We start from the raw sequence: 16,148 nt of genomic DNA, 5'->3' as shown, positions 1-16,148 counted from the left end.
CCCCCCCACCCCCCCCAAAAAATGTGGGAGCGGGGGGGGGGGGGGGGGGGGGGCCCCCCCCCCCGGCCCGCGACTCGGTCTGTCAGATGTTCTGGCGCTCGCCTTTCGGGTCAAAGAACACCGAAGACACAATCTCCGCCTCGATCACGCTGCCGTCGGCCTGCGGCGAAAACACCCGCTCGCCGATGCGCTTCAAGCCGCCCTTCACCACCGCCATCGCAAACGAATAACCCAGCGAGTTGTGCGCATAACTTGAGGTGACGTGGCCAACCATCTTCATCGGGATCGTCTGCTTCGGATCGAACACCAGTTGCGCACCTTCCGGCAGCCACACGTTCGGATCGATCGGCTTCAAGCCCACCAGTTGCTTGCGCTCTTCGCGCACGCAGTCTTCACGGTTCATCCCGCGCCAGCCGATCCACGAGAACGGCTTGGTGCGACCGACACACCACCCCATGTTCAGGTCGTCCGGGGTCATCGAGCCGTCCGTGTCCTGGCCGACGATGATGAAGCCCTTCTCGGCCCGCAGCACGTGCATAGTCTCGGTGCCGTAGGGTGTGAGGTTGTACTTTTTGCCGGCCTCGACGATTTTCTCCAGCACGCCCATCGCATAGTCGGCCTGCACGTTGACTTCGTACGACAGCTCGCCGGTAAACGAGATCCGGAACACCCGCGCCGGCACACCGCCGACCAGGCCTTCCTTCCAGGTCATGAACGGGAAGCCGTCCTTGTCCAGATCGATGTCGGTCACTTCACTCAACAGCTTGCGGCTGTTGGGACCAGACAGGGTCATGGTCGCCCAGTGGTCGGTGACCGAAGTGAAGTAGACCTTGAGGTCTGGCCACTCGGTCTGCTGGTAGATCTCCAGCCACTGCAGCACGCGCGCGGCGCCGCCGGTGGTGGTGGTCATCAGGAAGTGATTGTCGGCGAGGCAGGCGGTGACGCCGTCGTCGAAGACCATGCCGTCTTCCTTGCACATCAGGCCGTAGCGCGCCTTGCCCACATCGAGCTTGGTCCACGCGTTGGTGTAGATGCGGTTGAGGAATTCCCGCGCGTCCGGGCCCTGGATGTCGATCTTACCGAGGGTGGATGCATCGAGCAGGCCGACACTGTCGCGCACGGCCAGGCACTCGCGCTTCACGGCGGCGTGCAGGTCTTCACCGTTACGCGGGAAGTACCACGGGCGTTTCCACTGGCCGACGTCTTCAAACTCGGCGCCGTTTTTCACGTGCCAGGCCTGCAACGCGGTGTAGCGCACCGGCTCGAAGATGTGCCCACAGTGGCGGCCCGCGACGGCGCCGAAGGTCACCGGCGTGTAGTTGGGACGGAACATGGTGGTGCCCATCTGCGGGATGGTCACGTTCAGCGAACGGGCGGCGATGGCCAGGCCATTGACGTTGCCCAGCTTGCCCTGGTCGGTGCCGAAGCCCAGCGCGGTGTAGCGCTTGACGTGCTCGACCGACTCGAAACCTTCGCGGGTCGCGAGTTCGATGGCGGCGGCGGTGACGTCATTCTGCAAATCCACAAATTGCTTGGGCGCCCGCGCGGTAGCTTTCTCATGGGGCACCTGGAACAACGCCAGTGTCGGCTCTTCCAAACGGCTCAAGGCTTTCGGCAAGGTGCCTTCCACCGGCGCGAAACCGGCGTCGCTGGCCGCGCGCACGCCGCCTTCAAAACCATCCGCCAGGGAATCGCCGAGGCCGTAGACGCCGTTGATACCACCGACGCACACGCGCTTCTGCGGCGCTTCGCCCGGGACGAAACCGAGGATGTCTTCACGCCAGGTCGGCTTGCCACCCAGGTGCGAAGCCAGGTGGACCACCGGGCTGTAGCCGCCGGAGCTGGCGACCAGGTCGCAGTCCAGCCATTCGCCGGGGCTGGTGACTTTATGCGCCTTGACGTCGATGGCCGCCACGCGGGCGCCGGTCACGTGCTTGCTGCCACGGGCCTCGATCACGGCGCTGCCCGTGAGGATGCGAATGCCTTTGGCGCGCGCTTCTTCCACCAGCGCGCCGCGTGGGTTGTGACGCGCATCGGCCACGGCGACCACTTGCAGGCCAGCGTCGAACCAGTCCAGCGCCACGCGATAGGCGTGGTCGTTGTTGGTCGACAGCACCAGCTTCTTACCCGGTGCCACACCGTAGCGGCGCACGTAAGTCGAGACCGCACCGGCGAGCATGTTGCCCGGGACGTCGTTGTTGCCGTACACCAGCGGGCGCTCGCACGCGCCGGTCGCCAGCACCACGCGCTTGGCACGCACACGGTGGATACGCTGGCGCACCTGGCCGATCGGCGCTCGGTCGCCGAGGTGATCGGTAAGGCGTTCGTGAATGGTCAGGAAGTTATGGTCGTGGTAGCCGTTGACGGTCGCGCGAGGCAGCAGCACCACGTCCGGCAGGGCTTTCAATTCGGCGATGACGCTGGCGACCCACTCGGTGGCCGGCTTGCCGTCGAGGCTTTCGCGCGAATCCAGCAACGAGCCGCCGAACTCTTCCTGCTCGTCGGCGATGATCACGCGGGCACCGCTGCGCGCGGCGGCCAGTGCAGCGGCCAAACCGGCAGGGCCGGCGCCGACAATCAGCACGTCGCAGTGACGGTTCATGTTGTCGTAGGTGTCCGGGTCATTCTCGGTCGGCGAGCGGCCCAGGCCGGCAGCCTTGCGGATGTACTTCTCGTACGTCATCCAGAACGACTGCGGGTACATGAAGGTTTTGTAGTAGAAACCCGGCGGCATCAGCTTGCCGCCGACCTTGCCGAGAATACCCATCATGTCGTTGTTGACGCTCGGCCAGCCGTTGGTGCTGGTGGCGACCAGGCCTTGGTACAGCGCCTGTTGGGTAGCGCGCACGTTGGGAATCTGGGTGGCTTCGGTGGCGCCGATCTGCAGCACCGCGTTCGGCTCTTCGGCACCGGCGGCGAAGATGCCGCGCGGGCGGGAATACTTGAAGCTGCGACCGATGATGTCGACGCCGTTGGCCAGCAGGGCTGCGGCCAGGGTGTCGCCTTCAAAGCCTTTGTAGCTCTGGCCATTGAAGCTGAAGCTCAGCACTTTGTTCCGGTCGATCCGGCCACCGTTGGACAGGCGATTGATCTGGCTCATACCTTCTCTCCAGAAGCCTTGGCGGTGAATTGCGGCTTGGTGCCTATCTTGTAGGTTTCAAGAATTTCGTAGGTCACGGTGTCGCGGGTGGCGTTGAAATACTGGCGGCACCCGGCGGCGTGGATCCACAGCTCGTGGTGCAGGCCACGCGGGTTATCGCGAAAGAACATGTAGTCGCCCCACTCTTCGTCGGTGCAGGCGTTCGGGTCCAGCGGGCGCGGGATATGTGCCTGGCCGGACGCGTGGAATTCCTCTTCGGAGCGCAGCTCACAGCAGTGAGGACAGAAGATATGCAACATAGGGAATTTCTCCTGTTAGTGAGCGACGGCTGCAGCGCCGTGTTCATCGATCAACGCACCGTTGTGGAAACGGTCGATGGAGAAAGGCGCTGCCAGCGGGTGCATTTCACCCTTGGCGAGGCTGGCGGCAAACACGTTGCCTGAGCCCGGCGTGGCCTTGAAGCCACCGGTGCCCCAACCGCAGTTGAAGAACATGTTCGGGACCGGGGTCTTGGAGATGATCGGGCAGGCGTCCGGCGTGGTGTCGACGATGCCGCCCCATTGGCGGTTCATGCGCACGCGCGACAGCACCGGGAACATCTCGACGATGGCCTGGATGGTATGTTCGATCACCGGGTAAGAGCCGCGCTGGCCGTAGCCGTTGTAGCCGTCGATCCCCGCGCCGATCACCAGGTCGCCCTTGTCGGACTGGCTGATGTAGCCGTGCACGGCGTTGGACATGATCACGCTGTCGATGATCGGCTTGATCGGCTCCGACACCAGTGCCTGCAACGGGTGGGATTCGATCGGCAGGCGAAAGCCCGCGAGCGAAGCCATGTGCCCGGAATTACCGGCGGTGACCACGCCGACGCGCTTGGCGCCGATGAAGCCCTTGTTGGTCTCCACGCCGATGCACACGCCGTTTTCCTTGCGGAAACCGATCACTTCGGTCTGCTGGATCAAGTCCACGCCGAGTGCATCAGCGGCGCGGGCAAAGCCCCAGGCCACGGCATCGTGACGGGCCACGCCGCCACGCCGTTGCACGGTGGCGCCCATCACCGGGTAGCGGGTATTTTTCGAGCAGTCGAGGTACGGGATCTCATCCGCCACTTGCTTGGCGTTGAGCAGTTCGCCGTCCACGCCGTTGAGGCGGTTGGCACTCACGCGGCGCTCGGAATCTCGGATGTCCTGCAGGGTGTGACACAGGTTGTAGACGCCACGCTGGGAGAACATCACGTTGTAGTTCAGGTCCTGGGACAAACCTTCCCAGAGTTTCATCGCGTGTTCGTAGAGGTGCGCCGACTCGTCCCACAGGTAGTTGGAACGCACGATGGTGGTGTTGCGCGCGGTGTTACCGCCGCCCAGCCAGCCTTTCTCGACCACGGCCACGTTGGTGATCCCGTGTTCCTTGGCCAGGTAGTAGGCGGTCGCCAGACCATGCCCGCCACCGCCGACGATGACCACGTCGTAGACCTTTTTAGGGGTCGGCGTGCGCCACATCTTCTGCCAGTTTTCGTGGTGGCTGAGTGAGTGCTTGAAGAGGCCGAAGCCCGAGTAGCGTTGCATAGTCATTACTCCAAAACCGCGCTCAGCGATAAACCGGGAAATCAGCGCACAGGGCAGACACGTGCTTGGCCACGTTGGCCTCGACGTCGGCGTCGCCGAGGTTGTCGAGGATGTCGCAGATCCAGCCGGCCAGTTCGATGCACTGCGGCACTTTGAAACCACGCGTGGTCACCGCCGGGGTGCCGATACGCAGGCCCGAGGTCACGAACGGCGACTGCGGGTCATTCGGCACGGCGTTCTTGTTGACGGTGATGTGGGCGCGGCCGAGGGCGGCGTCCGCCTCTTTGCCGGTGAGGCCCTGGCGGATCAGGCTGACCAGGAACAAGTGGTTGTCAGTGCCGCCGGACACCACATCGTAGCCCCGCTTGATAAACACCTCGGCCATGGCCTGGGCGTTGTCGATGACCTGTTGCTGGTAGGCCTTGAAGCCGGGCTCCAGCGCTTCCTTGAAGCACACGGCCTTGCCGGCGATCACGTGCATCAGCGGGCCGCCCTGGGCGCCGGGGAATACCGCGGAGTTGAGTTTTTTCTCAATCTCCTCGTTGGACTTGGCCAGGATCAAACCACCGCGCGGGCCGCGCAGGGTCTTGTGGGTGGTGGTGGTGACCACATCAGCGTACGGCAGCGGGTTCGGGTACAGGCCAGCGGCAACCAGGCCGGCGACGTGAGCCATGTCGACGAAGAGCAGCGCCCCGACCTTGTCGGCAATCTGGCGAAAACGGGGGAAATCCAGGGTCTTGGAGTACGCGGAGAAACCGGCGACGACCATCTTCGGCTTGTGCTCCACCGCCAGGCGCTCGACTTCGTCGTAGTCGATCAGGCCGGTGTCGGTGTTGATGCCGTATTGCACCGCGTTGTACAGCTTGCCCGAGGACGACACCTTGGCGCCGTGGGTCAGGTGACCGCCGTGGGCCAGGCTCATGCCGAGGATGGTGTCACCGGCGTTCAGCAGCGCCAGGTACACCGCGCTGTTGGCGGACGAGCCGGAGTGCGGCTGCACGTTGGCGTAATCGGCGCCGAACAGCTGCTTGGCGCGTTCGATCGCCAGGACCTCGACCTTGTCCACGTGCTCGCAGCCGCCGTAGTAGCGCTTGCCCGGGTAGCCTTCGGCGTATTTGTTGGTGAGGCCGCTGCCCTGGGCTTCCATCACGCGTTTGCTGGTGTAGTTCTCCGACGCGATCAGCTCGATATGATCTTCCTGGCGCTGCTCCTCGGCATTCATGGCCGCCAGCAGTGCGTCGTCATATCCCTGGATCTGGTCTTTTTTGCTGAACATCGCGTCTCTCCCAGCCTTTCGTATTGTTGAGGCCCTCGCAGGGCCCTTTGATGCGATGGTAGGGCTGGCGCTCGCAGGTCAAATGCCTACGGACGCCACGCAAAGGTGCGTTTACGACATTAGATGAGCGACACGAAACAAATGTGGGAGCGGGCTTGCTCGCGAATGCGGTAGGTCAGTTAACCCATGTATTGGCTGACCCGCCGCATTCGCGAGCAAGCCCGCTCCCACAGGGGGTTAGGCGATGATCTGGCGGACGAGTAACAGCAGCAGGAAATGCAGGGGATAGAGGACATAAGCCCAACGCCGCATGGCCGGTGGCGAGACGTTTTTGGCACGTCGCAACAGAAACAGACCAGCCAATGGCGCAATCAGACATGCCGCCAACCCCATCAATGCGACCGGCGTGCCGCTCTCGAGCAAAATCTGCCATTGATTGGCGGCCACGCAAACCACCCCCGGCAACAGGCTGAAATACCAGGCACGACGAAACACCAGCAGCATCGCCAACGGCAGCAATACGCCGAAAAAACCGAACATCAGCTGCGCGGAAAACACGGCCGCAATGGTGACGGCAATCAGCGCCAATCCTCTATCAAAAAGCGTCTTCTGCTGCCATCCTCGCGCAACCAGCAGACCCAACGCGAGGGTCGGCAGCACGTTCAAGGTATCGGCATCGTCGATAAACAGGCGGTATGGCACTTCACTGATCGCGCTGAACAGCAACAGCCACCCCAGGTAGCGCCATTGACCAGTCACGGGTGCATTTCGTGCGCGGTGCAAATTCGCCGCAATCGCCAGGCAAAACCACGGGAACGCCAGGCGTCCTGGTACGTACAGGCCATCCAGGCTCAGCCCGACATAGCGCAGGTGATCAAGCACCATGCACAGCAGCGCCAGCCACTTGAGCAGGTCCAGGGCGCCATCACGGACGCGTCTGACAGGAATCGTTTCAGTGCCGTGCATAATTCCCCAGTGACTTTGCATTTACAGTGCGTGCGCACGCCCGACAATCTTGGTTACAGTGCGCACCAACATCGACCACAGGAATGGGCCATGACCGACAAGAGCCAACAATTCGCCAGCGACAACTATTCGGGCATCTGCCCGGAAGCCTGGGCCGCCATGGAACAAGCCAACCAGGGCCATCAACGCGCCTACGGCGATGATGAATGGACCCATCGCGCCGCCGACGGTTTCCGCAATCTGTTTGAAACCGACTGCGAAGTGTTCTTCGCCTTCAACGGGACTGCAGCCAACTCGCTGGCGCTGTCCTCGTTGTGCCAGAGCTACCATAGCGTGATTTGCTCGGAAACCGCCCACGTCGAAACCGACGAATGCGGCGCGCCGGAGTTTTTCTCCAACGGCTCCAAGCTGCTCACCGCGCGCACCGAAAACGGCAAGCTGACCCCGGAATCGATCCGTGAGATCGCCCTCAAGCGCCAGGACATCCACTACCCGAAACCGCGCGTGGTCACCCTGACCCAAGCCACTGAAGTCGGCAGCGTGTACACCCCGGAAGAAATCCGCGCGATCAGCGTTACCTGCAAGGAGCTGGGCCTGAACCTGCACATGGACGGCGCACGCTTCTCCAACGCCTGCGCGTTCCTCGGCTGCTCGCCGGCCGACCTGACCTGGAAAGCCGGTGTCGACGTGCTGTGCTTTGGCGGGACCAAGAACGGCATGGCGGTGGGCGAAGCGATCCTGTTCTTCAACCACAAACTGGCCGAAGACTTCGACTACCGCTGCAAACAGGCCGGCCAGCTGGCGTCGAAAATGCGCTTCCTCTCCGCGCCGTGGGTGGGCCTGCTGGAAAACGACGCCTGGCTCAAACACGCACGCCATGCCAACCACTGCGCGCAGCTGCTGAGCAGCCTGGTGGCAGACATTCCGGGTGTGGAATTGATGTTCCCGGTACAGGCCAACGGCGTGTTCCTGCAACTCTCGGAACCGGCTATCGCCGCACTCACGGCCAAGGGCTGGCGCTTCTACACCTTCATCGGCAAAGGCGGTGCGCGCTTCATGTGTGCGTGGGATACCGAAGAAGAGCGCGTAAGAGAATTGGCTGCGGATATTCGGGAAGTGATGAACGCTTAACGTAGGAAAAAAGCCAGCGAATACTGGCCGAATGCCGAGACTGTTTTTTGATATTTCTGACAGCAGCGAACCCGCTTTTCGTTGACTAGCCTCTTGGAACCCGGAAGGAAAAGGCCTCTGCAGCGGCCCCCTTTCGGGTATCACTGCCTGCCGAACAATCGGCCGGAAATGGAACTCCAGCAGAGGACTACACCATGGAATATCAAAACAACACTAACAACCTGCAGGGCGACGGCACCATCAGCACCACCGTCATTGATTGGGATGAGTTTCGCAAATACGCAAAAGTCGGTGACACTATCCGCGAACAATCCAGGACCTTGCGGATCTACGACAAAGTCTACGAATTGACAGCATCAGGCCAGCACTTCGTCGTGCATATCTACGCGCAGTAACCGCTAACTTGAGCATTCCCCAGTCACCCAGCCATCACTGATGTAATCCGGTAAAACTGTGGGAGCGGGCTTGCTCGCGAAAGCGGAGTATCAGTCGCTGGAGATTTTGACTGATGCACCGCTTTCGCGGGCAAGCCCGCTCCCACATTGGATCGTGCTCGCTTAAGCGCGTGGTAAATCAGAACTCGATACGCACATCACCCTTGGGCACACTGCAGCACGACAGGATGTAGCCTTCGGCTTCGTCTTCCTCGGTGATCCCGCCGTTGTGGTCCATCTCGACCTCCCCGCCCAGCTTCATCACTTTGCATGTTCCGCAGATGCCCAAGCCGCAGGCCTTGGGGATCAACAGCCCAAGCTTGGCCGCCGCTGCGTGGACGGTTTCGCCAGGCGCCACGCGAATGCTCTTGCCCGAGGCAATGAACTCCACCTGGTGCAGGTCCGCCAGGTCGATTTCCGGTGCCTCGGCCGCTTGTTCGGCTTGCTCCACCGCATCGGCGCGTGCTTCCGGCGGCGTCGCGCCGAAGGATTCCTCGTGGTAGCGCGCCATGTCGAAACCGGCAGCTTCCAGCAGGCGCTTCACTGCGTTCATATAAGGCGTGGGGCCGCAGCAGAATACTTCGCGCTCCAGGAAGTCCGGCACCATCAGCTCGAGCATCTTGTGGTTCAAGTAGCCGCGATAACCAGCCCAGGGTTCGCCCAGCCCGTGTTTCTCGCAGATCAGGTGCAGGCTGAAGTTGTCGATCCGCGACGCCATGTGTTCCAGCTCGCGGTGGTAGATGATGTCCTTGGGCGAACGGGCGCTGTGGATAAACGTCATGTCGACGTTGGCGTTGGTGTCGTAGAACCAGCGCGCCATGGACATCACCGGGGTAATCCCCACGCCACCGCTGAGGTACAGCACTTTCGGGCTAGGGAAGTCGATGGCATTGAACAGCCCCACCGGACCGTGCACCGCCAGTTCCTGGCCTTCATGCAGGGTGTCGTGCAGCCAGTTGGACACACGCCCACCCGGCACGCGCTTGATGGTCACCGAGAAGCTGTAAGGCACCGACGGTGAACTGGAAATGGTGTAGGAGCGCATGATCGGCTGGCCGTCGATTTCCAGTTCCAGGGTCACGAACTGACCCGGCTTGAAAAAGAACAGGATCGGCTGGTCGGCCATGAAGCAGAAGGTGCGCACGTCCCAGGTTTCCTGGATGACTTTGACGCAACGGACGATGTGTCGACCATTGGCCCAGGTCTGGGTGGTGACCGGATTCAGGAAGCTGTTGGACATGCTGTTCTCCGTAGCCGTGTGTCGGCCTGATGGTGGCGATTCTGCGTAACGCGAGAACCACCCATTTACCTATCTGCGACATTCACATACTTATCGCGACCAGCCCCCATACCACGGGGGTTGCGCGTCGGGATCAGAGTGGGCCATGTCGCTCATGGATAAGGTTCAGGGCATCGGCGGCCCCACACTCGCTCCCAACAACGACGCTTTCTTTACGCCTTGCACAGCAACAACCGTAGCCACTTATCCCGGCCACACAGAATGGCCATGAGGACACACACGATGGACGTCACCGCAACCCTGAGCTTGGGCGATCCGCTGGAACCCGCACGCAAGGCCACCGCGCAAATGCTGCAAGAGCGCGAGCGCACCTTCTCGCTGCCGCAGCCGTTCTACTCTGACGAACGGCTGTTCGATATCGACATGCAGGAGATCTTCCAGAAAGAATGGTTGATCGCCGGCATGACCTGCGAAATCCCTACCAAGGGCAACTACCTGACCCTGCAAGTGGGCAAGAACCCGATCATCGTGATCCGTGGCGCCGAAGGCGTCGTGCATGCGTTCCATAACGTGTGCCGCCACCGGGGCTCGCGCCTGTGCACCAGCGACAAGGGCAAGGTCGCCAAACTGGTGTGCCACTACCACCAATGGACCTACGAGCTGGACGGCCGCTTGCTGTTCGCCGGCACCGAGATGGGCGCCGACTTCGATATGAAGCAGTACGGCCTCAAGCCAGTGAATGTGAAGACCGCCGGCGGCTACATCTTCATCAGCCTGGCCGAGAATCCGCCGGCCATCGATGACTTCCTGTCGACGCTCAATCACTACATGGAACCGTACGACATGGAGAACACCAAGGTGGCGGTGCAAACCACCTTGATGGAAAAAGCCAACTGGAAACTGGTGCTGGAAAACAACCGCGAGTGCTACCACTGCAACGCGTCGCACCCGGAGCTGTTGAAAACCCTGCTGGAATGGGACGACGTCACCGACCCGCGCGCCGACCAGGCCTTCAAGGACCACGTCGCCGCCTCGGCCGCCGCCTGGGATGCCGAGAAAATCCCTTACGCCCACGCCAGCTTCGGCCTGCGCAACCGTATCGTGCGCATGCCTTTGCTCAAGGGCACCGTGTCGATGACCCTGGACGGCAAGCAGGGCTGCGCCAAGCTCATGGGCCGCATCAAGAACCCCGACCTGGGTTCGATGCGCATCCTGCACTTGCCGCACTCGTGGAACCACTGCATGGGCGACCACATCATCGTGTTCACCGTGTGGCCGATCAGCGCCCAGGAAACCATGGTTACCACCAAGTGGCTCGTGCACAAGGACGCCGTCGAAGGCGTGGACTACGACGTGGAGCGCATGCGCCAGGTGTGGGACGCCACCAACGACCAGGACCGGCGCCTGGCCGAAGAGAACCAGCGCGGCATCAACTCCACGGCCTACCAGCCAGGACCGTACTCGAAGACCTATGAATTTGGCGTGGTGAACTTCGTGGACTGGTACAGCGAGCGCATGCTCAACAACCTGGGGGCGGCGCCCGCGCCTTACCTCAAGGGCGTTGCGGTTCACGAGTAACTGACACACCACACATAAAAAGGTGGGAGCGGGCTTGCTCGCGAAAGCGCTGGATCAGCCAGTAAATTGTACGACTGGCACACCGCTTTCGCGGGCAAGCCCGCTCCCACTTTTAGTCCCACGCAGTGATCAATAATTGATCAACCCCGCTCCCCCCCTTTACCACTGTGCCCTCCAGCCTTTACCCAACAACTTATCCACAAAGCCACCCACAGCAATTGTGGGCAACTGCGCGACCCGCCCGAAATTAACTGAAGAAAATCCGTGACTTATTCAAGCTCATGGCTCCCGAGACACATTGATCACTTATTGACCAATCCTTTGCAAGCCAAATAATCCGTGGGCTGCAGCGGTACGCAAACACCTTATCCACAGAAGCACCAACAGACTTTGGGGGCAACTTTGCCAGCGCTGTGGAAAACCGCTTCAAACCTTCATAAACCGGGGTATCCAGGCTCACACAGCCGTTAATACAGCCTAATTGATCATATTTCGATCAAGCACCTGAAAGCCCCTGTTTATATGGCCTGCAGCCAATAGCGAACATCTTATCCACAGAAGCGCCAACAGACTTTGGGGGAAAGTCTGTGGACAGAGAGGCGCTGAACAAGAGAAAAACCCAAGGAAAAACCGTCAGTTAGGCTGGCTGTTTTTCATACAGAGGGCTACAGGGCTTGATTTGCAGGGGGTGTGGACAACCGCGAACAGGTTATCCACAGGTGGATCAACAGGGATTGTGGGTAATCCTTCAGGCGCGCCGCAAAGATACTGGCCCAACCGGCTTTCCTGTGGGAGCGGGCTTGCCCGCGATGCAGGCGATCCGGTCCAGGGCAAGACCGCGGTGAGGCCATCGCTGGCAAGCCAGCTCCCACACAGGCCTCGTACCCCCTCGGATCAGCGCACGACGCCTTCTTCGATGAGCAGCATGAGAATCGCCTGGGCGCCCTCTTCGGCGCTCACGCCCTTGAGTACTTGCCCGCCGCCACCGCTGGCCTTGGCCGTGGCCGCCTTCATGCGGTCGGCGCCACTCTTGGCCTTGATCACCTTGAGGCGCTTGGGCCGTGGCTTGGCCGGCTGCAACAGCGCGCCGGTGAATAACTCGTCCTGCTCGACCTCAACCTCATGGGCCGCCAACTCGCCGCGTTGCGCGGGGCCATAGGCGCTTTGTCGTGGCTTGGGCGCGGCGTTATCCACAGTCGCCAGGAACGGCAGGCGCACCTTCAGGCGGCGCCGCTGGCCACGGGGCAAGGCTTGCAGCACGTGGGCCACGCCGCCATCGATGGACTCCACCTGCGCCAGGCCGACAATCAGCGGCCAGCCCAACTGCTCGGCCAGCAGGAACGGCAACATTCCCGAGCCTTCGCCGGTTTCGGCCTGGCTGCCGGTGAGCACCAGCTGGGCGCCGGCCTCGCGCAAATAATCACTGAGCACCGGCAAGGCATCAGCGCCGGCCGGTTGTTCGAGCACGTGCAGCTGCGGCAAACCCATGCCCAGGTAGCTGCGCAAGGTCGGCTCGTGGATATCGCCGGCGTGCAACACCTGCAACTTGTCCCCCGCCATCTGCAGGCCCAACTCGACCGCGCGCGCGTCCTGTTCGGCGCGACGTGGGCGGCCGGAGGTCGGGTGGGCGCCGATGGACACCAGGCTGATTACATTCGTGGTCATGGCCATATCCTTAAGCCGCATCGCGCTTGGCGCCGTTGCGGTATGTCTGCACCGCATCGATCAAGGCTTGCAGAATCGCGGCGCTGTCGCCGATTACCGACAGGTCGGCACGCTTGATCATGTCGCAGCCGGCGTCGAGGTTGATCGCCACCACCTTGTCGCAGGCACCGATGCCTTGCAGGTGTTGGATCGCCCCGGAAATCCCCACGGCCACGTACACCCGCGCCGTCACCCAGGTGCCACTGGCGCCGACCTGGCGATCGCGGGCCATAAAGCCGTCGTCCACCGCCACGCGCGATGCGCCTTCGGTGGCGCCCAATGCAGCGGCGGTCTGGTGGAAGAGCGCCCAGTCCTTCACGCCATTACCGCCAGAGAAAATGAATTCGGCCTCGGCCATCGGAATCGCTGCCGGGTCCACCGCCACCGCGCCGAGGTCTTCGATGCGCGGCAGGCTGCGCGCCAGGCTTGTGGATAACTCCACGGGCAACACTTCGTGGCGGGTCTCGCTGACCGGCTCGGCGCACTCGGCGGCGGCCAGGATCAGGCGCGGCAGCGGTCGCGCCAAGTCCTCCTGGCCCGCCCCGGCGCGGCCGATGCACTCCTGGCCCTTGATCTGCCACACCCGCGTGGCCGGGCGTTCCTTGAGGCTGGCGGCAAAGCGCCGACCCAACTCACCGCCACCGCTGCGACTGTCAGGCAGCAACCAATGGCGCGGGTTGAACTGGTTATCCACAGCACGCAGGCCCTGCACGCGTTGTTCCGGTGCATAACCGTCGAATTCGTGGCCGTCGAGCACGAGCAGGCGATCCACCCCGGCCGTGGCAAAGGCGCTTTCCTTGTGCTCGCCAAACACCACCGCCAGCACCGCGCCGTCACTTCCAGCGAGCTGCCGCGCCAGGCCGAGCAGGTCGCGGTCGTGGCTGCTCAGACGGCCGCCAACCATGTCCGGCACCACGTTGATGTAGAACGCCGGCGCAGGCACCTGGTGCAGCGGCAACTGCACCTGCACCGCCGCCGTACGCTTGGCCGCGCCGCCCTGCTGGGCGCCGCTGCGGTCGATGCGCTTGATGCCGTTGGGGCCGATGAACCCGACGCCGTGGACGTTTTTGCGAATCACACCGTTAGGCCCCATCCAGCTGTGTTGCGCCGGCTGCATCGCTGCATGCAACGGGTGCAGGCGGTTGCGGGCGATCCATTCGGCCCGTGGGTCGCGGCGGATAATGTCGCTCATCAGTGCACCTCCGCAGGTTCGCGTTTCAGGGTCTTGGCCGGTGCGGCGTCTTCAAGCAACGCGTCAGCCACCAGTTCGGCGATGTCCTTGATCATCGGGCGCGGCTCGACCACACCTTCCAGCATCGCAGTGCATTGCGGACAGCCCACGGCGACCAGCTCGGCGCCGGTTTCGCGGATGTCCTCCATGCGCATATCGGGGATACGTTGCTTGCCGGGGATGTCGGTGATCGGCGCACCACCGCCGCCGCCGCAGCAGCGTGAACGGAAGCCCGAGCGTTGCATCTCCTTGACCTCGATGCCCAGCGCGCGCAGCACCTGGCGCGGCGCCTCGTATTCGCCGTTGTAGCGCCCCAGGTAGCACGGGTCGTGATAGGTCACGCTGTTGCCCTTGTGCTGGCCCAGGTTCAGCGCGCCGTCGCCGATCAACTCGGCCATGAAGGTGCTGTGGTGCTGCACCACGTAGTCACCGTTGAAGGCGCCGTACTCATTTTTCAGCACATGGAAACTGTGCGGGTCGCAGGTGACGATGCGCTTGAAGCTGTACTTGGCCAGGGTCTGGATATTGCGCGTGGCCAGCAGTTGGAAGGTGGCTTCATCGCCGAGACGACGGGCCACGTCGCCGCTGTCGCGCTCTTCGAGGCCGAGCACGGCGAAGTCGACCTTGGCGGCCTTGAGCACTTTGACGAAAGCCCGCAGGGTGCGCTGGTTACGCATGTCGAATGCGCCGTCGCCGACCCAGAACAGCACGTCGGCGCGGCCTTTGTCGCTGAGCAGTGGCAGGTTCAAATCCGCCGCCCAGTTCAGGCGTCCGCCCGGCGCAAAGCCGCCGGGGTTGTCGGTGGCGATCAGGTTTTCCAGGACCTCGGCGCCCTTGTTCGGCGTGGCGCCTTTTTCCAGGGTGAGGTGGCGGCGCATGTCGACGATGGCGTCCACGTGCTCGATCATCATCGGGCACTCTTCCACGCAGGCGCGGCAGGTGGTGCAGGACCACAGGGTCTCGGCGTCCACCAGGCCATTGACGATCGGTTGGTGCGGGTTGCCGCTGTGTTCGCCGACAGGCTTGCCGGGATAAGGGCTGCCGGCGAACTTGGCATCGGTGCCGCCGGCCAGGCCGACCACCATGTCCTGGATCAGCTTTTTCGGATTCAGCGGCTGGCCGGCGGCGAATGCAGGGCACGCGGCCTCGCACTTGCCGCACTGCACGCAGGCGTCGAAGCCGAGCAGTTGGTTCCAGGTGAAATCCTTGGGCTTTTCCACCCCCAATGGCGCGGTCTTGTCGCTGAGGTCCAGCGGCTTCAAGCCGGTGGAGCGACCGCCACCGAAGCGCTCGGCCCGGCGGTGCCAGGCCAGGTGCAAGGCGCCCGCGAAGGCGTGTTTCATCGGGCCGCCCCAGGTCATGCCGAAGAACATTTCGGACACGCCCCACAGCACGCCAAGGCTCAGCAGCGCAGCGAGCAGCCAGCCGCCGAAGTCCGCCGGCAGGACCCCGGCCACCGGCAACGTCACCAGGAAGAAACTCACCGAAAACGCCATCAGGCTTTTCGGCAGGCGCATCCATGGGCCTTTGGACAAGCGCGCAGGCGGGTTGCGTCGACGCAGGTAGACGAACGTGGCACCGACAAACATCAACACCGAAGCCAGCAGCAAGGCGTAGCCCAGGATCCGGTTATGCAGGCCGAACCCATGCACCAGAATCGCCAGCAACGCCGAGAGCACAAAGCCCAGGGCGGTGGCGACGTGGGTGTTGGCGATGTATTTGTCACGGGCGACCACATGGTGCAGGTCGACCATGTAGCGCTTGGGCATGGCCAGCAGGCCGCCCAGCAGGTCGACTTTGGATGCACGGCCACGGCGCCACATGTTCACCCGGCGCAGGGCGCCGAGGACGGCGAGGCCTATCGCTGCGAACAAAAGAACAGGAAGCAAGGTGTTCAACATGGTGAAGCTCCCACAGACCACA

12 protein-coding genes are annotated in these 16,148 nt (G+C 62.7%); 3 read left to right on the top strand and 9 right to left on the bottom strand.

Translation table 11 applies throughout. The features are described from left to right. Nucleotides 1-82 precede the first annotated feature (82 nt). The 5 genes from NTD80_RS19090 to NTD80_RS19070 form a co-directional block, all read right to left on the bottom strand. Nucleotides 83-3,100 carry a sarcosine oxidase subunit alpha gene (locus NTD80_RS19090; RefSeq protein ID WP_065904764.1) on the bottom strand — a complete coding sequence of 1,006 codons (3,018 nt, stop codon included), beginning with the start codon at nt 3,098-3,100 and terminating at the stop codon, nt 83-85. Further along, nucleotides 3,097-3,399 (bottom strand): sarcosine oxidase subunit delta, encoded by a 303-nt coding sequence (locus NTD80_RS19085; protein WP_262134571.1) that lies wholly within the window; start codon nt 3,397-3,399, stop codon nt 3,097-3,099. The genes NTD80_RS19090 and NTD80_RS19085 overlap by 4 nt, the downstream gene beginning before the upstream one ends. A 15-nt stretch (nt 3,400-3,414) precedes the next feature. After that, nucleotides 3,415-4,665, bottom strand: coding sequence for a sarcosine oxidase subunit beta (locus NTD80_RS19080; protein ID WP_003209185.1), 1,251 nt, complete (start codon nt 4,663-4,665; stop codon nt 3,415-3,417). Nucleotides 4,666-4,687: 22 nt separating this feature from the next. Next, entirely contained in the window at nt 4,688-5,941 is a 1,254-nt protein-coding gene (gene glyA, locus NTD80_RS19075) for a serine hydroxymethyltransferase (protein ID WP_106802442.1), read from the bottom strand. Between the two features lie 237 nt (nt 5,942-6,178). After that, nucleotides 6,179-6,907 (bottom strand): TraX family protein, encoded by a 729-nt coding sequence (locus NTD80_RS19070; RefSeq protein ID WP_201146030.1) that lies wholly within the window; start codon nt 6,905-6,907, stop codon nt 6,179-6,181. A 90-nt stretch (nt 6,908-6,997) separates the two neighbouring features. On the opposite strand from NTD80_RS19070, the gene NTD80_RS19065 reads away from it, so the two are divergent. Next, nucleotides 6,998-8,038 (top strand): threonine aldolase family protein, encoded by a 1,041-nt coding sequence (locus NTD80_RS19065; protein ID WP_065929441.1) that lies wholly within the window; start codon nt 6,998-7,000, stop codon nt 8,036-8,038. A gap of 194 nt (nt 8,039-8,232) precedes the next feature. Beyond that, nucleotides 8,233-8,433, top strand: a complete 201-nt coding sequence (locus tag NTD80_RS19060) for a hypothetical protein (RefSeq protein ID WP_262134570.1) — start codon at nt 8,233-8,235, stop codon at nt 8,431-8,433. 178 nt (nt 8,434-8,611) lie between these two features. Here the strand turns inward: NTD80_RS19060 and gbcB are convergent, their stop codons facing one another. Continuing rightward, a complete protein-coding gene (gbcB, locus tag NTD80_RS19055) occupies nt 8,612-9,712 on the bottom strand; it encodes a glycine-betaine demethylase subunit GbcB (protein ID WP_262134568.1) in 1,101 nt (366 codons plus the stop codon). Nucleotides 9,713-9,994: 282 nt separating this feature from the next. Between gbcB and gbcA the strand changes: the two genes are divergently transcribed. After that, nucleotides 9,995-11,290: a glycine-betaine demethylase subunit GbcA gene (gene gbcA, locus NTD80_RS19050; RefSeq protein WP_262134567.1), complete on the top strand. Its 1,296-nt coding sequence runs from the start codon at nt 9,995-9,997 to the stop codon at nt 11,288-11,290. 894 nt (nt 11,291-12,184) lie between these two features. Here gbcA and NTD80_RS19045 read toward each other — a convergent pair. From NTD80_RS19045 to dgcB, 3 genes are read right to left on the bottom strand one after another with little or no spacing between them, the layout of a single operon-like run. Beyond that, nucleotides 12,185-12,955: an electron transfer flavoprotein subunit beta gene (locus tag NTD80_RS19045; protein WP_262134566.1), complete on the bottom strand. Its 771-nt coding sequence runs from the start codon at nt 12,953-12,955 to the stop codon at nt 12,185-12,187. Between the two features lie 10 nt (nt 12,956-12,965). After that, nucleotides 12,966-14,186 (bottom strand): electron transfer flavoprotein subunit alpha/FixB family protein, encoded by a 1,221-nt coding sequence (locus NTD80_RS19040; RefSeq protein WP_213552691.1) that lies wholly within the window; start codon nt 14,184-14,186, stop codon nt 12,966-12,968. Further along, complete coding sequence (dgcB, locus tag NTD80_RS19035; protein WP_262134565.1) at nt 14,186-16,126, bottom strand: dimethylglycine demethylation protein DgcB; 1,941 nt, start codon at nt 16,124-16,126, stop codon at nt 14,186-14,188. The genes NTD80_RS19040 and dgcB overlap by 1 nt, the downstream gene beginning before the upstream one ends. Nucleotides 16,127-16,148: the final 22 nt, after the last annotated feature.

The organism is Pseudomonas sp. 13B_2.1_Bac1, from assembly GCF_025466155.1.
GTDB classification, from domain to species: domain Bacteria; phylum Pseudomonadota; class Gammaproteobacteria; order Pseudomonadales; family Pseudomonadaceae; genus Aquipseudomonas; species Aquipseudomonas aylmerensis.
This window is presented reverse-complemented; position numbering and strand designations above follow the sequence as displayed.

Bases quoted from the DNA above. Each gene is read 5' to 3' on its own strand.
- NTD80_RS19090 (WP_065904764.1), bottom strand. From the start codon at position 3,100: ATGAGCCAGATCAATCGCCTGTCCAACGGTGGCCGGATCGACCGGAAC.
- NTD80_RS19085 (WP_262134571.1), bottom strand. From the start codon at position 3,399: ATGTTGCATATCTTCTGTCCTCACTGCTGTGAGCTGCGCTCCGAAGAG.
- NTD80_RS19080 (WP_003209185.1), bottom strand. From the start codon at position 4,665: ATGCAACGCTACTCGGGCTTCGGCCTCTTCAAGCACTCACTCAGCCAC.
- glyA (WP_106802442.1), bottom strand. From the start codon at position 5,941: ATGTTCAGCAAAAAAGACCAGATCCAGGGATATGACGACGCACTGCTG.
- NTD80_RS19070 (WP_201146030.1), bottom strand. From the start codon at position 6,907: ATGCACGGCACTGAAACGATTCCTGTCAGACGCGTCCGTGATGGCGCC.
- NTD80_RS19065 (WP_065929441.1), top strand. From the start codon at position 6,998: ATGACCGACAAGAGCCAACAATTCGCCAGCGACAACTATTCGGGCATC.
- NTD80_RS19060 (WP_262134570.1), top strand. From the start codon at position 8,233: ATGGAATATCAAAACAACACTAACAACCTGCAGGGCGACGGCACCATC.
- gbcB (WP_262134568.1), bottom strand. From the start codon at position 9,712: ATGTCCAACAGCTTCCTGAATCCGGTCACCACCCAGACCTGGGCCAAT.
- gbcA (WP_262134567.1), top strand. From the start codon at position 9,995: ATGGACGTCACCGCAACCCTGAGCTTGGGCGATCCGCTGGAACCCGCA.
- NTD80_RS19045 (WP_262134566.1), bottom strand. From the start codon at position 12,955: ATGACCACGAATGTAATCAGCCTGGTGTCCATCGGCGCCCACCCGACC.
- NTD80_RS19040 (WP_213552691.1), bottom strand. From the start codon at position 14,186: ATGAGCGACATTATCCGCCGCGACCCACGGGCCGAATGGATCGCCCGC.
- dgcB (WP_262134565.1), bottom strand. From the start codon at position 16,126: ATGTTGAACACCTTGCTTCCTGTTCTTTTGTTCGCAGCGATAGGCCTC.